We start from the raw sequence: 18,191 nt of genomic DNA, 5'->3' as shown, positions 1-18,191 counted from the left end.
TGGTGGGTCTGGTTGGAATCGAACCAACGACCCCCGCCTTATCAAGACGGTGCTCTAACCGACTGAGCTACAGACCCGCGTCTGTGGGCTACTTCTTCGAACAACCGATAGGTTGTGGGTGCCTAGATACTTTCTCTAGAAAGGAGGTGATCCAGCCGCAGGTTCCCCTACGGCTACCTTGTTACGACTTCACCCCAGTCATGAACCCTGCCGTGGTAAGCGCCCTCCTTGCGGTTAAGCTACCTACTTCTGGCAGAACCCACTCCCATGGTGTGACGGGCGGTGTGTACAAGACCCGGGAACGTATTCACCGCGACATGCTGATCCGCGATTACTAGCGATTCCGACTTCATGCAGGCGAGTTGCAGCCTGCAATCCGGACTACGATCGGCTTTCTGGGATTGGCTCCACCTCGCGGCTTGGCAACCCTCTGTACCGACCATTGTATGACGTGTGAAGCCCTACCCATAAGGGCCATGAGGACTTGACGTCATCCCCACCTTCCTCCGGTTTGTCACCGGCAGTCTCGTTAAAGTGCCCAACTAAATGATGGCAATTAACGACAAGGGTTGCGCTCGTTGCGGGACTTAACCCAACATCTCACGACACGAGCTGACGACAGCCATGCAGCACCTGTGTTCAGATTCCTTGCGGCACTCCCCAATCTCTCAGGGATCTCTGACATGTCAAGGGTAGGTAAGGTTTTTCGCGTTGCATCGAATTAATCCACATCATCCACCGCTTGTGCGGGTCCCCGTCAATTCCTTTGAGTTTTAGCCTTGCGGCCGTACTCCCCAGGCGGTCAACTTCACGCGTTAGCTACGTTACTAAAAGGTTTTACCCTCCCAACAACTAGTTGACATCGTTTAGGGCGTGGACTACCAGGGTATCTAATCCTGTTTGCTACCCACGCTTTCGTGCATGAGCGTCAGTATCGGCCCAGGGGGCTGCCTTCGCCATCGGTGTTCCTCCACATCTCTACGCATTTCACTGCTACACGTGGAATTCCACCCCCCTCTGCCGTACTCTAGCCGACCAGTCACAAGCGCAGTTCCCAGGTTAAGCCCGGGGATTTCACGCCTGTCTTAATCAACCGCCTGCGCACGCTTTACGCCCAGTAATTCCGATTAACGCTCGCACCCTACGTATTACCGCGGCTGCTGGCACGTAGTTAGCCGGTGCTTCTTATGACGGTACCGTCATCCGAACAGGGTATTAACCCATCCGTTTTCTTTCCGTCCGAAAGAGCTTTACAACCCGAAGGCCTTCTTCACTCACGCGGCATGGCTGGATCAGGGTTGCCCCCATTGTCCAAAATTCCCCACTGCTGCCTCCCGTAGGAGTCTGGGCCGTGTCTCAGTCCCAGTGTGGCGGATCATCCTCTCAGACCCGCTACAGATCGCAGGCTTGGTAGGCCATTACCCCACCAACTACCTAATCTGACATCGGCCGCTCCACAAGCACAAGGTCCGAAGATCCCCTGCTTTCCTACTCATAGAATATGCGGTATTAGCCACCCTTTCGGGTAGTTATCCCCCACTCATGGGCACGTTCCGATGCTTTACTCACCCGTTCGCCACTCGCCGCCAGACCGAAGTCCGCGCTGCCGTTCGACTTGCATGTGTAAGGCATGCCGCCAGCGTTCAATCTGAGCCAGGATCAAACTCTTCAGTTCAATCCAACAAACTCGCAAATTCACTGACGGTAGATTTCTCTACCTATTACTCAGTGTAAATGCCTTAATACTCTTTGCGACCTAAGCCGCTTCGTACCAAGACACCCACACCTATCGGTTGTCCAAACTGTTAAAGAACATCACCTGAATCAGGCAGCTTCCAACGAAGCAAAGAAGCGAGATTATGAAACAACATCACGACTTCTGTCAAGCGTTTTTGGAAAAATATTTTCTCTCCAAAAACCCCTCAAACCACCGAAAAACCCCGGCAACTCAAGGAAGCCGCGCATTCTACAGAGACAAAAACTTTCGTCAACAACTTTTTGAAAAATTTTTGCGCAACACGGATCGCCTGCATCAGCCAAAAGACTTTTCACGCCAGAACAGCGCTAGGGCAGATTTTCGTAACGGACTTCGAGAATCTCAATCTCGCGCACACCTGCCGGGCTTTGGAAGCGGATGCCGTCGCCTTCGCGGGCCTTAATCAAGGCCCGGGCAAGCGGGGAAATCCAGCTAATGCGCCCAAGACTGGCATCAGCCTCGTCGATGCCGACGATACTGTAGGTTTGCTCCTGGCCCTGCGCATCGCCTATCGTGACCGTCGCTCCGAAAAACACCTGGTCATTGTTGCCTTGCCGCAGCGGATCAACCACCTCGGCAATATCGAGGCGTTTCGTCAAAAAACGGATGCGCCGGTCGATTTCACGCAAGCGGCGCTTGCCGTAAATATAGTCGCCGTTTTCCGAACGATCGCCATTGGAAGCGGCCCAGGCAACGACGTCTACGATGCGCGGTCGCTCGCGCTTGACGAGCTCTTCCAGCTCCGCCTTGAGGCGTGCATGCCCGGCGGGGGTAATGTAGTTGCGCGCACCGGGAGGAATGCGCAAAGCAGGTGACAGTGCTTCTTCCTCATCACCGTCGCTTTCGCGCACAAACGCCTTGCTCATTCCCGCCCTTTAACGAACGCTCGACACTCAATAGCCGATGCTGTATTGCTCGACATCGACCCGAATCAGGTCGCGCCCCAGAATCGCTGCCGTATTTTTGGCAAATTCGCCCGCCCAGGCTGCGTCCGTTTTGAAACGCGCATCACCGGCATACTTGGCGACACTCAAAATACGGTCGACCGCAAGTATCTTGCCGGTCGGCGTCGAGACATCGCATTCCAATTTGACGAACTCACGATCAAACCATTGACGCGCCTCATCCGCCGCGCCAGGTGCCGACAACCGGTACTCGTACTCGGCGTCTTTGCCAAAAGAAACAATGATGTGGTGTTGCATAATGTTCTCCTCCTATTATTGGTTCGGTTATTCTAAGCAAAACCCTCGCCGCTGTCAGGAGCCTCCACTGTGATCTTGCGCCCGCTTACCGAAGCAGAAATTATCGACATCCGCCACAAATTGAACCAGCTCGAGACCGAACACCGCGCCCTCGACCGGGAAGTCGGACATTTGGATCAACTCATTAACGCCGACCCGATGCTGATTCGCCGTCTAAAAAAACAAAAATTGGCACTCAAAGAGCGCATTAGCGTACTGCGCCACATGCTCAATCTCGATACTTCCGATTGATCCATGCCCACACGCTCCCGTTTTTCTGCCACCGCCTTTGGCGATATTTTCGATCTGCAACAACTCCCCCTCCCCCGCCCGGCGGACGGCTACGCCGTGCAACGTCTGGATCACGACCAACTGCTCGACCGCAAGCGCCAGCTGTTTTTACCTATGCGCGATGCAACGCTGGAAGCATTGTTTAGCCGCTTTAGCGATGCCCATGCCGCCGCCAGCGCCTGGCTCGACACACAAGGACTATGCTGCGACACCTACCCGCTGGCCATCGTCCCCGCCGCCTTTGACCCGCGACTCAAGCGCCACATCCTGATCTACGGCATATTACGCACCCGCCCCTGAAGCCTCCCAGGCGCGCGCCCGCTGCATGCAAAATCCGGCTCAAGCGGTACAATGCGCCCGCCGTCCCCGTAGTTCAATGGATAGAACAAGTTCCTCCTAAGAATTAGATGCTGGTTCGATTCCGGCCGGGGACGCCATTCCCCCCTATTCCGCCTATGCGCCACGACCTGATTCTTGCCGATTTGAAGAAGCCATACGACGCGCAAGTGGTTCTGGCACCTCGAAATGTGGCCGCCCGGCTCACGCCCACAAAACCGCGCGCCGCATGAGCCTCGACTACGCCAGCCTCGATGCTCTACGCAGTTACCACCCGGCGTGGCGGCTGTTGCGTTCTGACCATGCGCCGCTGGTGGCAAGCTTTCTGCAGCGGGTGTTCGTCGCACCAAATGTGCGTGTCATGGCAGCGGCAGATTTGACGGAAGCCTTGGAGGACGAGCTGTATGCCTTGCGCCTGCACCTGGGCGAAGGCAGCTTTCCCAAACCTGCGCTGGAGTACCTGAACGATTGGGCCGCGCCCGACAAAGGCTGGCTGCGCAAGTTCTACCGCCCCGGCACGGACGAAGCGCAGTTCGATTTGACTCCCGCCACCGAAAAAGCCATTGCCTGGCTGGCACAGCTTAGCGAACGGCAGTTCGTGGGCACGGAATCCCGCCTGCTCACACTGTTTGATCTGCTCAAACAAATGAGCGAGGGCAGCGAAGCCGATCCAGCTAAGCGCATCGCCGAGCTGCACAAAAAACGTGATGAAATCGACGCCGAGATCGCCCGGGTGTTATCCGGCAACGCGCCGCTACTGGATGAGACGGCGGTGAAAGATCGTTTTCAACAGTTCATGCAGGGGGCCCGCGAACTGCTGACGGACTTTCGCGAGGTGGAACACAACTTCCGTCAGCTGGACCGGCGCGTGCGCGAGCGCATCGCGCTGTGGGAGGGCAGCAAGGGCGCGCTGCTGGAAGACATCATGGGCGAGCGCGATGCCATTGCCGATTCCGACCAGGGTAAGAGTTTTCGCGCCTTCTGGGATTTTCTACTGTCCAGCCGTCGTCAGGAAGAATTGACTGAACTGCTGGATCGCGTACTCGCACTGCCTGCGGTGGCGGATCTGAACCCGGACACTCGCACCCGCCGCGTGCACTACGACTGGATGGAAGCGGGGGAGCACACCCAGCGCACCGTCGCCGCCTTGTCGCAGCAATTACGCCGTTTTCTGGATGACCAAGCCTGGCTGGAAAACCGCCGCATCATGGACATTCTGCACGGCATCGAGAGCAAAGCGCTGGCCCTGCGCGATAGCCCTCCCCCTGGCAAGCTGATGGAAATGGCTGACGCCAGCGCGGATATCGAACTGGCGATGGAACGGCCCTTATTCACCCCGGCCATCAAGCCGGTGATTGCCAACCTGACCTTGCAAGCCGGCGATGAAGACATCGACCCCTCAAAACTGTTCGAGCAAGTGGTCGTCGACAAGGCACGACTCAGCCGCCATATCCGCCACGCCTTGCAAAACCACACCCAGATCACCTTGAGCGAACTGGTGATGAAGCAACCCTTGTTACACGGCTTGGCCGAACTGGTGGCCTATCTGCAACTGGGTAGTGAGACATTCAGCAGTGTGGTCGATGAAGACACGCCCGAACCCATCTGCTGGCAGACCGTGGCGGCGAATGGCCAAACCATTACCCGCAGCGCGCGATTGCCCCGCGTGATTTTCATGCGCTGAAAAAAACTGAGGCAAGAGATGGAAGAAGAATTCTTGAACACCACACTGAGCGCACCATCAACCGTAGCCCCGGCCGCTGATTTATCGACATTGTTGATCGGCTTACTGAAGAGCGTGCTCTACCGCGATGACGACGAACGCCAATGGGCGGCACTGCTGAATCTGCAAGCGCGGGTGCGTGATTACGTGGTGGTATTGAACCTTGAACTGGTGCTGGATGAAGCAGAAGGCTATGCCTTCCTGAAAAGCCGCCCCGAGCCTGCCGAGGACGATCCGTCCCCACGCTTGCCGCGTTTGGTGGCGCGCCGCCCGCTGTCTTTTGCTGTGAGTTTGCTGCTCGCCTTGCTGCGCAAGAAACTTGCCGAATTCGATGCCGGCGGCGGCGATACGCGGCTGGTGCTCTCTCGCGACGAGATCGTGGAATTGGTACGGGTGTTTCTGCCCGATGGGCCGAATGAAGCCAAACTCATCGATCAGATCGAAACCACGATCAACAAGGTGGCCGAACTGGGTTTTCTGCAAAAACTCAAACCCGCCGGCAGCACTGCGCCAGGGCCTGCCTCTTACGAAGTGCGGCGCATTCTGAAGGCCTTTGTCGACGCCCAATGGCTGGCCGAATTCGATGCCCGCCTGGCCGCCTATCAGTCTCAGCTGCCCGCTGTGAGCCAGGCCAAAAAAGGAGCCGACCATGAATGATCCGCAAGCATTGGCTCTGGATTTTTGTGCCGATGACACGCTGTCAGGCTTTCGGCTGGCGCGATTGGAAGTATTCAACTGGGGTACCTTCGACAGCCAGGTGTGGACGCTGCAACTGGAGGGCAAAAATGCCCTGCTCACGGGTGATATTGGCTCGGGCAAATCCACCTTGGTGGATGCCATCACCACCTTGCTGGTACCGGCCAATCGAATTGCCTACAACAAGGCGGCCGGTGCCGACAACAAGGAAAGGACGCTGCGTTCCTATGTGCTCGGACACTACAAATCCGAGCGCAACGAGGTCAGCGGCGCAGCCAAGCCGGTGAGCCTGCGCGACCACAACAGCTACTCGGTGATCTTGGGTGTTTTCCACAACGCCGGCTACGACCAGACTGTCACGCTGGCCCAGGTGTTCTGGATGAAAGAAGCCCAGGGGCAGCCCGCGCGGTTTTTTCTGGGGGCAGAGCGTGCGCTATCGATTACGGCCGACTTCGCCCATTTTGGATCGGACATTACCCAGCTGCGCAAGAAGCTGCGGGGTCTCGGTGCTGAATTGCACGACAGCTTTCCGCCCTATGCGGCGTGGTTTCGACGACGCTTCGGCATTGAAAACGACCAGGCGCTCGAGCTGTTCCACCAAACCGTGTCGATGAAGTCGGTGGGCAACCTGACCGACTTTGTGCGCAGCCACATGCTTGAACCCTTTGAGGTTGGCCCACGCCTGCACGCCTTGATCGGCCATTTCGATGATCTCAATCGCGCCCATCAGGCCGTGCTGAAAACCCAGCAACAGGTGGAATTGCTCACGCCTCTGATCGCCGATTGCACCCGCCATCGTGCATTGGTCGCCGAGCTCGAGAACTTGCGTGGCTGCCGGGAGAGTCTGCGGCCCCATTTTGCAGGCCTGAAGCTTGGCCTGATCGATAAGCGCCTAGGCTTGTTGGCAGAAGAATGGGAGCGTGTCGATGCCCAAGTAAAAAAACTCGATGCGGTGCAGGAGAATCAAGGCCAACAAATAGAGGAACTGAAGCAGGCCATCCACGACAACGGCGGCGACCGACTGGAACGCCTGGCCGTCGAAATTCGCAAAAAAGAGCAGTTACGCGATGCGCGCAAGGCCAAAGCCAGCCGCTATGGTGCGCTGGCCGCCATCCTGGGCGAGCCGCCGGCGACGGATGCCAGCAGCTTCGCCGCGCAGCGTGGCAAGTATCAAAGCGGGCGCGAAGAGGCACGCAACCGCGATGCCGACCTGCAAAATGCACTCACCGAACACAGCGTGCGCTTGCGCCAGGGTAAGCAAGCGCACGAACAGCAAAGTTTGGAGATTGACAGCCTCAAACGTCGGCGCAGCAACATCGATGACCAGCAGATCCAGATCCGCGCGGCACTGTGTGCGGCACTGGGCCTGAATGTGGATGACATGCCGTTCGCCGGTGAATTGATTCAGGTGCGTGACGATGAGCGCGACTGGGAAGGCGCTGCCGAACGTTTGCTACGCGGTTTCGGCCTGGCGTTACTGGTGCCGGATGTGCATTACAAGGCCGTGGCCGAATGGGTGGATGCTGCCCATCTGCGTGGCCGCTTGGTGTACTTCCATGTGCGCTCACGCAAGGCCGCCGAATTGCCTGAGCTGCACCGTGATTCCTTAGTCCGCAAGCTGGCGATCAAGCCCGATTCCCCGCACTACGACTGGCTCGAACGCGAGCTTGCCCATCGCTTTGATGTTGCCTGTTGCGCCACACAAGAGCAGTTCCGGCGTGAAACACGCGCCATTACCCGCACGGGCCAAATCAAAGACCCGAGCGGCCGCCACGAAAAGGACGACCGGCACCGCATCGACGATCGCAGTCGCTACATTCTGGGCTGGAGCAACAGCGCCAAAATCGCGGTGTTGGAGGCCAAGCGCCAGCAACTGGAAATCCAGCTCGGCGAGGTCGGCAGTCAGATCGGTGTCATTCAAAAAGAGCGTGCTGAACTGGCCAATCGCCTTGATGCACTGAGCCGCCTCGAAGAATTTTCAGCCTTCGATGAGCTGGACTGGGCCAGCGTCGCCACCGAGATTGCACAATTGGCCGATGAACGCAGCCGACTGGAATCCGCCTCGGATGTGCTCAAGCAGTTGAACGATAACCTGCGCACAATGCAAAAAACGCAGAAGGAAACGGAGGAGGCGCTGCAGACTGCGCGCGAAAAGCGCGCCAAAGTGGAGCAGCGGCGCTCTGACGCGCAAGAACTTCGGCAGCAAACCGCAGCGCTGATTCAGGATATCGTCATCGACGATATTGTGCTGGCAAAACTCGAAACCATGCGCGCCGATGCCTTGGGCGAACACCAACTCACCGTTGAATCCTGCGATAACCGCGAGCAGGACCTGCGCACCTGGCTGCAGGCACGCATTGACGCCGAAGACCAGAAACTCAAACGCCTGGCAGAGAAAATCATCAAAGCCATGGTCTCCTTCAAAGAGACCTTCAAGCTGGAAACAGCCGAGATCGATGCCAGCCTTGAAGCGGCCTTTGAATATGAAAACCTGCTGACACAGTTGAACCGCGACGACCTGCCGCGCTTTGTTTCACGATTCAAGGAACTGCTCAACGTCAACACCATTAACGAAATCGCCAACTTCAATGCGCAGTTGGCCCGTGAGCGCGAAACCATCAAAGAACGTATCGCCCACATCAATAAATCGCTGGGCGAGATCGACTACAACCCCGGACGCTACATCGTGCTGGAATCGCAGACCAGCCCCGATGCGGAAATTCGCGACTTCCAGCAGGAATTGCGCGCGTGCACCGAAGGCGCGGTCACCGGCTCGGACGACGCACAATATTCCGAGGCCAAGTTTTTGCAGGTCAAGGCCATCATCGACCGTTTCCGGGGCCGCGAAGGCTTGTCCGAACAGGACCGCCGCTGGACTTCCAAGGTCACCGATGTGCGCAACTGGTTCCTTTTCGCCGCCAGCGAACGTTGGCGCGAGGACAACAGCGAACACGAGCATTACTCCGACTCCGGCGGCAAATCGGGTGGGCAAAAAGAAAAACTGGCCTACACGATTCTGGCCGCCAGCCTGGCTTACCAGTTTGGCTTGGAGTGGGGGGTGGTGCGCTCTCGCTCCTTCCGCTTCGTGGTCATTGATGAGGCATTCGGGCGCGGCTCGGATGAATCCGCCCAATACGGATTGCGCTTATTTCGGCAACTCAACCTGCAACTCTTGATCGTGACGCCGCTGCAGAAAATTCACATCATCGAACCCTATGTCTCCAGTGTCGGCTTCGTCCATAACGAAGGTGGGCGGGTTTCGAAGCTGCGCAATCTGTCGATCGAAGAATACCGGACGCAGAAGGCCTTGGTGCCACCTCAATCTGCCCAGGATTCTGAACCATGAGCTGGACGGGGCGAAAAGAATTAAAAGCGCAGTTGACGAGGCTTTGGGAGCGCGGCGAGCTGCTGCGCGACACCGTGACAGGTCATGTGCGTTTTCCTTTACGCATGTCTCTCAAGTCGCCGAATTCAGCGGACATTACCGAACGCTTTAACGAAGTTCGCGCATGGGCCGCCGAATTGGCCGCCGAATCGGCTGCGACGAACTTAGTGCGCGTGGAGTGGCAAGAACTTCGCCACCGCGTCCAGGGCGCACAAAAATTGCCGGTTTGCGTGTGGATCGAGACGCTTGAAGATGCGCTGACCTGGTTGGGAAAACGCAAAGATTGGGAGCGTTTTTCGACGCAGCTTGCCATCACCCGGCAAACCCACCCTGGCTTATTACCCTGGTTGGAGAAACGCCCGCTGCAGGCGCTGGAACTATCCGCCGAATGGCCTCGATTGCTGGCTGTGGTGACCTGGCTTATGGAACATCCGCGCCCCGGCATTTACTTGCGGCAGGTGGATTTACCGGGGGTTCACAGCAAATTCATCGAAACCCATCGCGGCGTACTGGCGGAATTACTTGATTTGGCCTTGCCGGATAGCGCAGTAGACTCCGACAAAACCGGCATCAGCCAGTTTGCAGCGCGCTATGGCTTTCTGCAAAAACCGGCACGCATTCGCTTTCGTGCGCTTGATCCGGCGATTCAGATCGTCTCCGGCGCAACATCACCCGACCTGACTCTGGATGCCGACAGCTTCAGCCGCCTGGATCTCGATGTAGAACGCTTATTCATCACTGAAAACGAAACCAACTTTCTGGCCTTTCCACCAGTACGCAAGGCTATCGTGATTTTTGGTGCGGGTTACGGTTGGGAGGCGCTGGCCCGCAGTCGTTGGCTGAAGAACCGCTCGATCCATTACTGGGGCGATATCGACACGCATGGCTTTGGCATTCTGGATCAGCTTCGCAGCCACTTTGAACACGTGGTTTCGTTCTTGATGGACAGGGCAACGCTCGATACGCATGCTGATTTTTGGGGCAGCGAAGACAAACCTCTTCGCATCGATTTACACCGACTCACCCCCGAGGAAAGAAGTCTCTACGACGATCTGCGCGACAACCGCATTCGCCCTGGGCTGCGGCTAGAACAGGAGCAGGTCGGCTTTCACTGGCTAAGCCATCGCCTGCAGCATCTTTGAGGGGTGGTCGCTCGCCGCCACCCGGCAATGCAACGTCTTTTCTCGGAATCACAGCATTTCGATCTGTGCTGAATTTTGGGTGCTACATTGTGCGCTTTTCCATTTACAATGCCGCCCAAGCCCTGTGTTTACAAGGCTTTGATAAATTACAAGCGGCCACCTCCCCAGGGCGAATAAGTGATTCAATTCCACCGGATGCGCCAGTTGTAAAAGTTGCAAACATAGCAAACCCCACCGCTCTCAATCCCCGCAACGATGTCTGCCGAAGCTTTTAGTGCGGCGTTATCGATGCTTTTGCAATGGATGATTCATGACTGCCTCTTCTCCCCGCTTGACCTCTCTTTCCCACGGCGGCGGCTGCGGCTGCAAGATTGCGCCCGGTGTGCTCGCCGACATGCTCAAGGGCATCAGCGGTTTCCCGGTTCCGGCTGAACTGTTGGTGGGCATAGAAACGGCAGACGATGCGGCGGTTTATCAACTCAATGAAGAACAGGCACTGGTGGCGACCACCGATTTTTTCATGCCTATCGTCGATGACCCTTACGATTTTGGGCGCATCGCCGCCACCAACGCGATTTCCGACGTCTACGCCATGGGCGGGCGGCCGATCATGGCGCTGGCGCTTGTCGGCATGCCGATCAAGGTGTTACCGCCCGAAACCATCGCCCGCATTTTGGAAGGCGGCGCGGCGGCCTGCCGGGCGGCAGGTATTCCGATTGCCGGCGGACACAGCATCGACTCTGTGGAACCCATCTACGGCCTGGTAGCGCTCGGTCTGGTGCATCCGAAAAAACTGCGGCGTAATGGCGCAGCGCAAATCGGCGATGCGCTCATTTTGGGCAAACCGCTGGGCGTGGGGATTTTGTCTGCTGCCTTGAAGAAAGACGCTCTCGATGCCCCCGGCTACGCCGCCATGATCGATGCCACCACCCGCCTCAACACCCCCGGCCCGGACTTGGCCGAGTTGCCCGGCGTACATGCCATGACCGATGTCACCGGTTTCGGCCTCGGTGGCCACGCCCTGGAAATGGCGCGGGCAGCATCCAGTACGCTGGTGATCCACTGGAAAAACGTACCCTTTCTGCCGCAAACGCCAGAACTGGCGGCGCAAGGCTGCATCACTGGCGCTTCCGGGCGCAATTTTGCCGCCTACGGCCATGAAATCACCTTGCCGGAAAACTTTCCAGCAAACGCCCAAGCACTTTTGAGTGATCCGCAGACCAGCGGCGGCTTATTGGTCAGCTGCAGCGCAGACAGCCGCGCTGAGGTGCTGCGCATCTTCCGTGAGCACGGCTTTGCCGAAGCTGCCTGCATCGGCCACGTCGAAGCGGCGGGTGAGCGCGCCTTGCGCATCGACATGACTTAAACCGCGTTGAAGATGCACCCCATAGAAATCAGCGAAAGCGCCGGCATCCGCAGTTTGCATTTTGGTTCCGACTGGGTACAAGGGGCCATGCGCATCGCCCGACCGGACGCACCGGTGCTCGAATACACGCAGCTCATGCTGGCCAGCTTACTGATGCGTGAGCACGGCGAGCAGCTCCAGCGCGGGCCGCGCAGCGCCGTATTGATCGGCTTGGGGGCAGGCACACTGGCAAAATTCATCCACCGCTACGCGCCAAACTGTCGCGTCACGGTCGTCGAAATCAACCCGCAGGTTGAATTTGTCGCCCGCCAATATTTCAAGTTACCCCCCACCTCCCCACGTTTCAATATCCAGATCGCCTGCGGTGCAGACTACCTTGCCCGCAGCAAACACTGTTTCGATCTCATTTTGGTCGATGGTTTTGCCCCTGATGGCCAGGTTGGCGCACTGGCAACTGCGGACTTTTACCACCATTGCCGCGCCCGCCTGACGAGCAAGGGTGTCTTTTGCGTCAATGTGTTACGCGAAACCGGTTGGCGCGAACAAATTGCTGCGATCGAGCGCGCGTTTTCCCAGCAATGCAGCGTCTTCCCCCCGTGCACCAGCGGCAACACCCTAGTTTTTGGCCGTGGAGAAGAAGCCGTCACGCTTGATCCTGACACATTGAAAACACGCATGGACGCACTGCAAAAGCACAGCCGCCTCGCGCTTTCTGGCCTCTTGAAAGCCTTTGCCGAAAATGGCATTTCGTTCTGAAACGCCCACCCAGCCTTGCATTTACCACCCAACGTGTTATAAATAAAGCGTAACGCCTCCACCTATAATAAACAACAAGGAGGGTCGATCGGATCCCGATGCCCCGCCCAAAACTGGAGGAAATCATGCTCTCCATGCAAGATATTCTCGATTATTGCGACCTCAACGACGACGTCATCGAAGTGATCGCCGACCATACCGGCGTCCCCATGATCGTTGCTGCCGAAATAAGCGAAGGCCTGCTATGCTCGCCCGAAGGTGTCTGCCGCTTGCATATGATGTTAGTCGAATGTATGAAAAAAGCGCTCGAACAAGAAAAAAACGAACGCGTACTTGAGCTGATGGAAATCTACGAGCACCTCAAACGCAGCCACCCTTTGCCGACACATTTCTGACCGAAAAACAAAGCACCGCCCATGCATCATCTGCCTCCCGCCATTTTGCTCATGGGCCCGACCGCATCCGGCAAAACCGCTGCGGCCATGGCCTTGTATGACGCCTTGCCGGTGGAGTTGATCAGCGTCGATTCGGCACAGGTTTTCATCGACATGAATATCGGCACGGCCAAGCCGGATGCGACAGTCTTGGCGCGCTATCCACACCGCTTGATCGACCTCATTACGCCAGAAGAACGCTATTCCGCCGCCCGCTTTCGTAGCGATGCGCTGGCGGCCATGGCCGAAATTACCGCAGCCGGCCGGGTGCCAGTATTGGTGGGCGGCACCATGTTGTATTTTCGTGCGCTGCTTCAGGGCCTGGCTGAATTGCCACAGGCCGATGCTGCGCTGCGCGCACAAATCGATGCCGATGCCGCGCAATACGGCTGGCCCGCGCTGCATCAGCGCTTGCAGAGGCTCGACCCGGTCACCGCAGCGCGCCTACACCCCACCGATAGTCAGCGGATTCAGCGCGCCCTGGAAGTCTGCCTGGCAAGCGGCCAGGCGATGTCGGACTTGCTCGCCGCCAGCACGGCAGAAAAACCGCCCTACGATTTTCTCCAACTCGCCTTGCTGCCTTCTACGCGCGCCGTGCTGCACGAACGTATTGCCCAGCGCTTCGATGCCATGCTGCAGGCCGGTTTGCTCGACGAAACCCGCCAATTACGGCGCAATTACGATCTGCACGCCGAACTGCCCGCGATGCGATGCGTCGGTTACCGGCAGGCCTGGGAAGCGCTCGACGGCGTGATTTCAGCGCAGGAATGCCGCGAACGCGGCATTTACGCCACCCGCCAACTGGCCAAGCGACAAATCACCTGGCTTGGCAACAGCTTCGAAGCCGAAACTTTCGACTGTCTCGACCCCCAGCTCGACAGCGCCATTCTGACCCGGGTGCAAAGCTTTCTCGCTGCGTAAGTGCAGCCTGTTTTTGCAGCCCGTTTCTGCGACCTGTTTCACGCCTATCCTATTCCCTCTCGGAATTGACCTATATCAAACTCACTGACCCCGTGCTAAGTTCACGACACTGTGACAGATTACGAGGGAAGAATGCACGAAGGGGAGTTGAGGGATTTGTCGCGCTGGCTCGACTGCCTGCCGCAATTTTCCATGCTGACCATAGCCGAGCGCGAAACGCTCATGCGCGCCACCGGAAAATCTTTGGTGGACAAGGGGAAGATACTGTTTCAACAAGGTGACCCCTGCACCGGCCTGTATCTCCTACTCAGCGGCCAGATCAAGCTGGCTTTTGCCTCACCCCAGGGGCAGGAAAAAGTCTTGCAGGTGATTCGCCCCGGCGAAAGTTTTTGCGAAGCCATGCTCTACGCGCAGCGCCCCTACGCTTTTTTTGCCCAGGCCGTACGCAACAGCCTGCTTTTACACATCAACAAGCAGTCTTTGCACGCCGTCATGGCAAGTAACGTCACCTTCATGCAGCAGATCATGCAAGGCGTGGCCGATGGCTACCATCAACTGATCGTGGATTTCGAGTCCGTGCGCCTGCATAGCGCGTCCGAGCGCATCGTGCGCTATCTTCTGCTTGAAATGGACAGCACCGCCGGGGCCAACAGCGGCGTCGTCAACCTTGATATCGCCAAAGGCTTGATCGCCTCCCAGCTCAATCTGACGCAGGAACATTTTTCCCGGATTCTCAGCGAATTGCACCGCTTCGGGCTGATCGTTCTAAACGGCCGGCGCATCGAAATTCCTGCCGTCAACGCTCTACAGGCCTACGTTCCGGCCAACGTTTAAAGCTTTTTAATGCGCTGGCGACAGCGCTCAAGCCATGCTGGCGAGCGCTGCCATGAGATCATCATTGCCACCGGCTTCGCCGCCCGCGTCGATCATGCCGTTTTGCGCTTCGACATGCACCGCATAGCCCAGAGCGCGCAGAATCTGCGCCCAGTCATCCGCCGTTTTCTGCGCAACATGCCACGGCCCGCGTTCGACGACGGGGCGCGGGCTGCCATTGCGGTAAGTGGTAACGACGCGATACACGACTAAAACCCAAGGTGGACGTGCGACGAAAAAACAGGAATGGGCCGATTATCCGGTCAGCCCAAGCCTGGAGGCAAGCAAGAAATGGCAATAATTTTCTCAATGCGCGGCATTTTTGCCTTTTTGCCAAAGCACATCGCCGCCCCCGCCGGTTTTATTCAAATGCCGTCCGAGAACAAACAAACAATCCGACAAGCGATTGATGTAGCGACGGGCCGGGTCAGACAGGGTTTCCGCATGATGCAGCGCAGCCATGGCCCGTTCTGCGCGACGACAAACGGTGCGGCACAAATGGGCGATCGCTGCCGGGCGCGTGCCGCCGGGCAAAATGAATTCTTTCAACATCGACAATTCACGGTTGAATTCTTCAGTCAGCGTTTCCAGACGCGCCACCTGCGCATCCTGCATCACCGCCATGCCGGGCAAACACAACTCGCCGCCCAGATCGAAAAGATCGTGCTGGATATCGAGCAGCGCCGCCCGTACCGGCGCGGGCAATGCTTCGCATAAAAGCACGCCCAAACTGGAATTCAACTCATCGACTTCGCCAATCGCGTGGATACGCAAGCTGTCTTTGGTGGTACGGCTGCCATCGCCCAAACCGGTGGTGCCACCGTCGCCGGTGCGAGTGACGATTTTCGAGAGGCGATTCCCCTTGCGCTCGCCACTTGCCAGAGCGCTGCCGGCAATCGGCGTAGCCGTTTTTTCTTTTTCCATGGTGTTCTCCTTCTTCCGGTTTATGAGCGCATTTTTATCTGCGCGCGGGTGACAATATTGCTTTGTTTTTGGCCGTGTTTTCACACGCCATTTTCTTGCCGTCCCGGTGCATGGAAGGCAAGCGCCGATTTCGTTTGCGTGGGCGGATTATACTTTCACCACCTCACCGCCCCCCTTCCGCCTTCCGCCTTTCTCACGACTTTCGCCATGCTGAAATTTGCCGCCAACCTGAGCTTTCTGTTTACCGAACATCCCTTTGTGCAACGCTTTGAGCAGGCGGCGAGCGCGGGGTTCCGTGGGGTGGAGTTTCTCTTTCCCTACGACTTTGCCGCCACCGAACTTGCCCACAGGCTGCAACAAAATGCCCTGCAACAGATCTTGTTCAATCTCCCGGCCGGCGACTGGGCCGCAGGGGAACGTGGCTTGGCTTGTCTTCCCGGGCGGGAAGACGAATTTGGCGCAAGCCTTGCCCAGGCAGTGCACTATGCCCAGGCGCTGAATTGCCCACGCCTGCACGCTTTAGCCGGCCTACGTCCAGCCCAAGCCTGTGAAGACAGCCTGGCAAACACCTACATCAACAATCTGCGCCAGGCGGCGGCCTACCTGGCGCCGCTGGGCATCACGCTGTTAATCGAGCCTATCAACAGCCGCATCGACATGCCCGGCTACTGGCTGGACAGCCTGCCCAAGGCGCTGCACATGCTGGAAGCGATTGACGCCCCCAATGTCAAACTGCAGCTCGATCTTTACCATCTGCAGATCATGCACGGCGACCTTGCGCGCACCCTGGAAACACATATTGGGCAGATTGGGCATATCCAGATTGCCGACAATCCCGGGCGGCACGAACCGGGCTCAGGGGAAATTCACTACCCCTATCTTTTCCGCTTGCTTGAAGAACTGGGCTACGACGGCTGGATCGGCTGCGAGTACAAACCACGCGGCGACACGCTCGCCAGCCTCGGCTGGCGGCCTGAATAAAGCTCAGGCGACACAGTTGCGCCCATTCCTTTTGGCCGCATAGAGCTGACCGTCGCAGGCAGCGATGAGGTCCTCGATCAGGCGGCTATCTACCAGTTGATAGGAATCCGGTGCCACCTCGCTGACGCCAAAACTCGCGCTGATCGAAATCTGCACATCGTGCAACAGCGGCGTCGCTGCGATCTTCTGGCGCAGTTTTTCCGCCAGTTGCCGCGCCTGCAACAGATTGGTCGAAGGGCACACCAGCATGAATTCCTCGCCGCCGTAGCGAAATACGAGATCCGACTGGCGCAAGGTTTCGCGCACCAGATCGGCGATGTGCATCAAGGCCTTGTCGCCCACCTGGTGACCGTAGGTGTCATTCAAAACCTTGAAATGATCGAGATCGAACATGATGATGGAGAATGGCACTTCGGTGGCCTTGGCGACCTCCATCTGGCCGAACAGGACGCGATCGAGGAAACGCCGGCTGAGAAAACCCGTCAACGCATCCTTGCTGTACACGTTCATGATCACCACGTTGTTGAGCAGGGAAATCTCGTTGCCCAATTCCAGCGAATAGATTTCAGCCTTTCTCAGCAAGGCGTACAACGGGCTGCTGGTATGCGGCAGGGCCAGAAGATCGTGCATTTCCGCCACGATATGGTGCATGGTTTCGTGCAATTCCTTGATCTGCCGGACATGACTGCGGTCACGAATCAACTGCAGACCTTCCGAGTGCAGCCACTGGCCAAACTGGCAACGGGTCGGGTCGAGTTCAGGCAGATCACCCTGCCGGCGCAGGCGCACGGCTTCAATCAGATGCTCCATCCATTCCAGATGGCTTTCGAAATACGACAGCAGGTTTTTGTCGTTGAGCGCCCGGATATGGCCCAGACGCACATGATTGCGCGTACCCAGACGGTTGAGGAAGATCGCCAGATAAACCGCCGCAAACTCTTCTTCCATGGCTTCGAACAAAGCCATCACCTGCGCCGCTTCGTTGATATTGCGCTCTGCCAGCGCCTCCTTCAGCACCAGATTACGCAAGACGCCGAACTGGTGCGCAAAGAGCATGAAGGGCGTATTGGTATCGGCCAGATGCTCGATGATTTTCTGACAATCCGGATCGTTCGGGTCGGTCAGCGAGGCCAGCAAACACGCCCTGATCTTCGGCCAGGCGGCATAAGTGCGTTCGATGACCAAGGCCCCTTCGGCCAGGGTTTCCTGCCCCACGCCTCGATCCAGTCCACGCAGCAAACGGGCCAGCAAAGCGCGATTTTCCGGGGCTCGCCAATCCGGCAGTGGCATGGTTTGTGTCATGGGTCAGAATTTTCCGAGAAACGGCGCATTATACCCCGTCACAATGTGGATTAACCCGCCGCAG

17 protein-coding genes, 2 tRNA genes and 1 rRNA gene are annotated in these 18,191 nt (G+C 57.5%); 13 read left to right on the top strand and 7 right to left on the bottom strand.

Annotated elements, in window-relative coordinates; all coding sequences use genetic code 11:
- The 4 genes from ACM62Q_RS04940 to ACM62Q_RS04925 form a co-directional block, all read right to left on the bottom strand.
- Positions 1–77, bottom strand: a tRNA-Ile gene (locus ACM62Q_RS04940).
- 62 nt (positions 78–139) lie between these two features.
- Positions 140–1,675, bottom strand: a 16S ribosomal RNA gene (locus tag ACM62Q_RS04935).
- A 389-nt stretch (positions 1,676–2,064) separates the two neighbouring features.
- A complete protein-coding gene (greB, locus tag ACM62Q_RS04930) occupies positions 2,065–2,622 on the bottom strand; it encodes a transcription elongation factor GreB (RefSeq protein ID WP_415034172.1) in 558 nt (185 codons plus the stop codon).
- Positions 2,623–2,649: 27 nt separating this feature from the next.
- Positions 2,650–2,958, bottom strand: coding sequence for a hypothetical protein (locus tag ACM62Q_RS04925; RefSeq protein ID WP_415034170.1), 309 nt, complete (start codon positions 2,956–2,958; stop codon positions 2,650–2,652).
- 69 nt (positions 2,959–3,027) lie between these two features.
- Here ACM62Q_RS04925 and ACM62Q_RS04920 point away from each other — a divergent pair, with 69 nt between their 5' ends.
- The 12 genes from ACM62Q_RS04920 (at position 3,028) to ACM62Q_RS04865 (ending at position 14,881) form a co-directional block, all read left to right on the top strand.
- On the top strand, positions 3,028–3,249 hold the full coding sequence (locus tag ACM62Q_RS04920) for a YdcH family protein (RefSeq protein ID WP_415034168.1): 222 nt from the start codon (positions 3,028–3,030) through the stop codon (positions 3,247–3,249).
- A 3-nt stretch (positions 3,250–3,252) separates the two neighbouring features.
- Entirely contained in the window at positions 3,253–3,588 is a 336-nt protein-coding gene (locus ACM62Q_RS04915) for a hypothetical protein (protein WP_415034166.1), read from the top strand.
- A 62-nt stretch (positions 3,589–3,650) separates the two neighbouring features.
- Positions 3,651–3,725 (top strand) — tRNA-Arg (locus tag ACM62Q_RS04910).
- 128 nt (positions 3,726–3,853) lie between these two features.
- The gene (locus ACM62Q_RS04905; RefSeq protein ID WP_415034164.1) at positions 3,854–5,308 is read left to right on the top strand and encodes a DUF3375 domain-containing protein; all 1,455 of its coding nucleotides are present in this window, start codon (positions 3,854–3,856) and stop codon (positions 5,306–5,308) included.
- Between the two features lie 18 nt (positions 5,309–5,326).
- Entirely contained in the window at positions 5,327–6,004 is a 678-nt protein-coding gene (locus ACM62Q_RS04900; protein ID WP_415034162.1) for a DUF4194 domain-containing protein, read from the top strand.
- Positions 5,997–9,389 (top strand): ATP-binding protein, encoded by a 3,393-nt coding sequence (locus tag ACM62Q_RS04895; RefSeq protein WP_415034160.1) that lies wholly within the window; start codon positions 5,997–5,999, stop codon positions 9,387–9,389. The genes ACM62Q_RS04900 and ACM62Q_RS04895 overlap by 8 nt, the downstream gene beginning before the upstream one ends.
- Positions 9,386–10,570 carry a DUF3322 domain-containing protein gene (locus ACM62Q_RS04890; protein WP_415034158.1) on the top strand — a complete coding sequence of 395 codons (1,185 nt, stop codon included), beginning with the start codon at positions 9,386–9,388 and terminating at the stop codon, positions 10,568–10,570. The genes ACM62Q_RS04895 and ACM62Q_RS04890 overlap by 4 nt, the downstream gene beginning before the upstream one ends.
- A gap of 310 nt (positions 10,571–10,880) precedes the next feature.
- Entirely contained in the window at positions 10,881–11,936 is a 1,056-nt protein-coding gene (selD, locus tag ACM62Q_RS04885) for a selenide, water dikinase SelD (protein ID WP_415034156.1), read from the top strand.
- 12 nt (positions 11,937–11,948) lie between these two features.
- Positions 11,949–12,692: a fused MFS/spermidine synthase gene (locus ACM62Q_RS04880; RefSeq protein WP_415034154.1), complete on the top strand. Its 744-nt coding sequence runs from the start codon at positions 11,949–11,951 to the stop codon at positions 12,690–12,692.
- A 125-nt stretch (positions 12,693–12,817) separates the two neighbouring features.
- The gene (locus tag ACM62Q_RS04875; RefSeq protein WP_415034152.1) at positions 12,818–13,087 is read left to right on the top strand and encodes a hypothetical protein; all 270 of its coding nucleotides are present in this window, start codon (positions 12,818–12,820) and stop codon (positions 13,085–13,087) included.
- Between the two features lie 21 nt (positions 13,088–13,108).
- Positions 13,109–14,047, top strand: a complete 939-nt coding sequence (gene miaA / locus ACM62Q_RS04870; protein ID WP_415034150.1) for a tRNA (adenosine(37)-N6)-dimethylallyltransferase MiaA — start codon at positions 13,109–13,111, stop codon at positions 14,045–14,047.
- A gap of 132 nt (positions 14,048–14,179) precedes the next feature.
- Positions 14,180–14,881, top strand: coding sequence for a Crp/Fnr family transcriptional regulator (locus ACM62Q_RS04865; RefSeq protein ID WP_415034148.1), 702 nt, complete (start codon positions 14,180–14,182; stop codon positions 14,879–14,881).
- Positions 14,882–14,908: 27 nt separating this feature from the next.
- Here the strand turns inward: ACM62Q_RS04865 and ACM62Q_RS04860 are convergent, their stop codons facing one another.
- Positions 14,909–15,127 carry a hypothetical protein gene (locus ACM62Q_RS04860; RefSeq protein WP_415034146.1) on the bottom strand — a complete coding sequence of 73 codons (219 nt, stop codon included), beginning with the start codon at positions 15,125–15,127 and terminating at the stop codon, positions 14,909–14,911.
- A gap of 99 nt (positions 15,128–15,226) precedes the next feature.
- Positions 15,227–15,844 carry a cob(I)yrinic acid a,c-diamide adenosyltransferase gene (locus tag ACM62Q_RS04855; RefSeq protein WP_415034144.1) on the bottom strand — a complete coding sequence of 206 codons (618 nt, stop codon included), beginning with the start codon at positions 15,842–15,844 and terminating at the stop codon, positions 15,227–15,229.
- Between the two features lie 207 nt (positions 15,845–16,051).
- On the opposite strand from ACM62Q_RS04855, the gene otnI reads away from it, so the two are divergent.
- Positions 16,052–16,825, top strand: coding sequence for a 2-oxo-tetronate isomerase (gene otnI, locus ACM62Q_RS04850; RefSeq protein ID WP_415034142.1), 774 nt, complete (start codon positions 16,052–16,054; stop codon positions 16,823–16,825).
- A 3-nt stretch (positions 16,826–16,828) separates the two neighbouring features.
- Here otnI and ACM62Q_RS04845 read toward each other — a convergent pair whose 3' ends face one another.
- The gene (locus ACM62Q_RS04845) at positions 16,829–18,127 is read right to left on the bottom strand and encodes a diguanylate cyclase (protein WP_415034140.1); all 1,299 of its coding nucleotides are present in this window, start codon (positions 18,125–18,127) and stop codon (positions 16,829–16,831) included.
- Between the last annotated feature and the right edge of the window lie 64 nt (positions 18,128–18,191).

Origin of the sequence: Azonexus sp., assembly GCF_047638095.1 — a bacterium.
Classification (GTDB): domain Bacteria; phylum Pseudomonadota; class Gammaproteobacteria; order Burkholderiales; family Rhodocyclaceae; genus Azonexus.
The sequence above is the reverse complement of the archived record's forward strand: the minus strand, read 5'-3'. Positions and strand labels throughout refer to the sequence as shown.

What these genes read in the sequence shown, in the direction of transcription:
- ACM62Q_RS04915 (WP_415034166.1), top strand. Translation starts at nt 3,253, where the DNA reads ATGCCCACACGCTCCCGTTTTTCTGCCACCGCCTTTGGCGATATTTTC.
- ACM62Q_RS04875 (WP_415034152.1), top strand. Translation starts at nt 12,818, where the DNA reads ATGCTCTCCATGCAAGATATTCTCGATTATTGCGACCTCAACGACGAC.
- ACM62Q_RS04905 (WP_415034164.1), top strand. Translation starts at nt 3,854, where the DNA reads ATGAGCCTCGACTACGCCAGCCTCGATGCTCTACGCAGTTACCACCCG.
- ACM62Q_RS04880 (WP_415034154.1), top strand. Translation starts at nt 11,949, where the DNA reads ATGCACCCCATAGAAATCAGCGAAAGCGCCGGCATCCGCAGTTTGCAT.
- selD (WP_415034156.1), top strand. Translation starts at nt 10,881, where the DNA reads ATGACTGCCTCTTCTCCCCGCTTGACCTCTCTTTCCCACGGCGGCGGC.
- ACM62Q_RS04900 (WP_415034162.1), top strand. Translation starts at nt 5,327, where the DNA reads ATGGAAGAAGAATTCTTGAACACCACACTGAGCGCACCATCAACCGTA.
- ACM62Q_RS04845 (WP_415034140.1), bottom strand. Translation starts at nt 18,127, where the DNA reads ATGACACAAACCATGCCACTGCCGGATTGGCGAGCCCCGGAAAATCGC.
- greB (WP_415034172.1), bottom strand. Translation starts at nt 2,622, where the DNA reads ATGAGCAAGGCGTTTGTGCGCGAAAGCGACGGTGATGAGGAAGAAGCA.
- otnI (WP_415034142.1), top strand. Translation starts at nt 16,052, where the DNA reads ATGCTGAAATTTGCCGCCAACCTGAGCTTTCTGTTTACCGAACATCCC.
- ACM62Q_RS04895 (WP_415034160.1), top strand. Translation starts at nt 5,997, where the DNA reads ATGAATGATCCGCAAGCATTGGCTCTGGATTTTTGTGCCGATGACACG.
- ACM62Q_RS04925 (WP_415034170.1), bottom strand. Translation starts at nt 2,958, where the DNA reads ATGCAACACCACATCATTGTTTCTTTTGGCAAAGACGCCGAGTACGAG.
- ACM62Q_RS04865 (WP_415034148.1), top strand. Translation starts at nt 14,180, where the DNA reads ATGCACGAAGGGGAGTTGAGGGATTTGTCGCGCTGGCTCGACTGCCTG.
- miaA (WP_415034150.1), top strand. Translation starts at nt 13,109, where the DNA reads ATGCATCATCTGCCTCCCGCCATTTTGCTCATGGGCCCGACCGCATCC.
- ACM62Q_RS04855 (WP_415034144.1), bottom strand. Translation starts at nt 15,844, where the DNA reads ATGGAAAAAGAAAAAACGGCTACGCCGATTGCCGGCAGCGCTCTGGCA.
- ACM62Q_RS04890 (WP_415034158.1), top strand. Translation starts at nt 9,386, where the DNA reads ATGAGCTGGACGGGGCGAAAAGAATTAAAAGCGCAGTTGACGAGGCTT.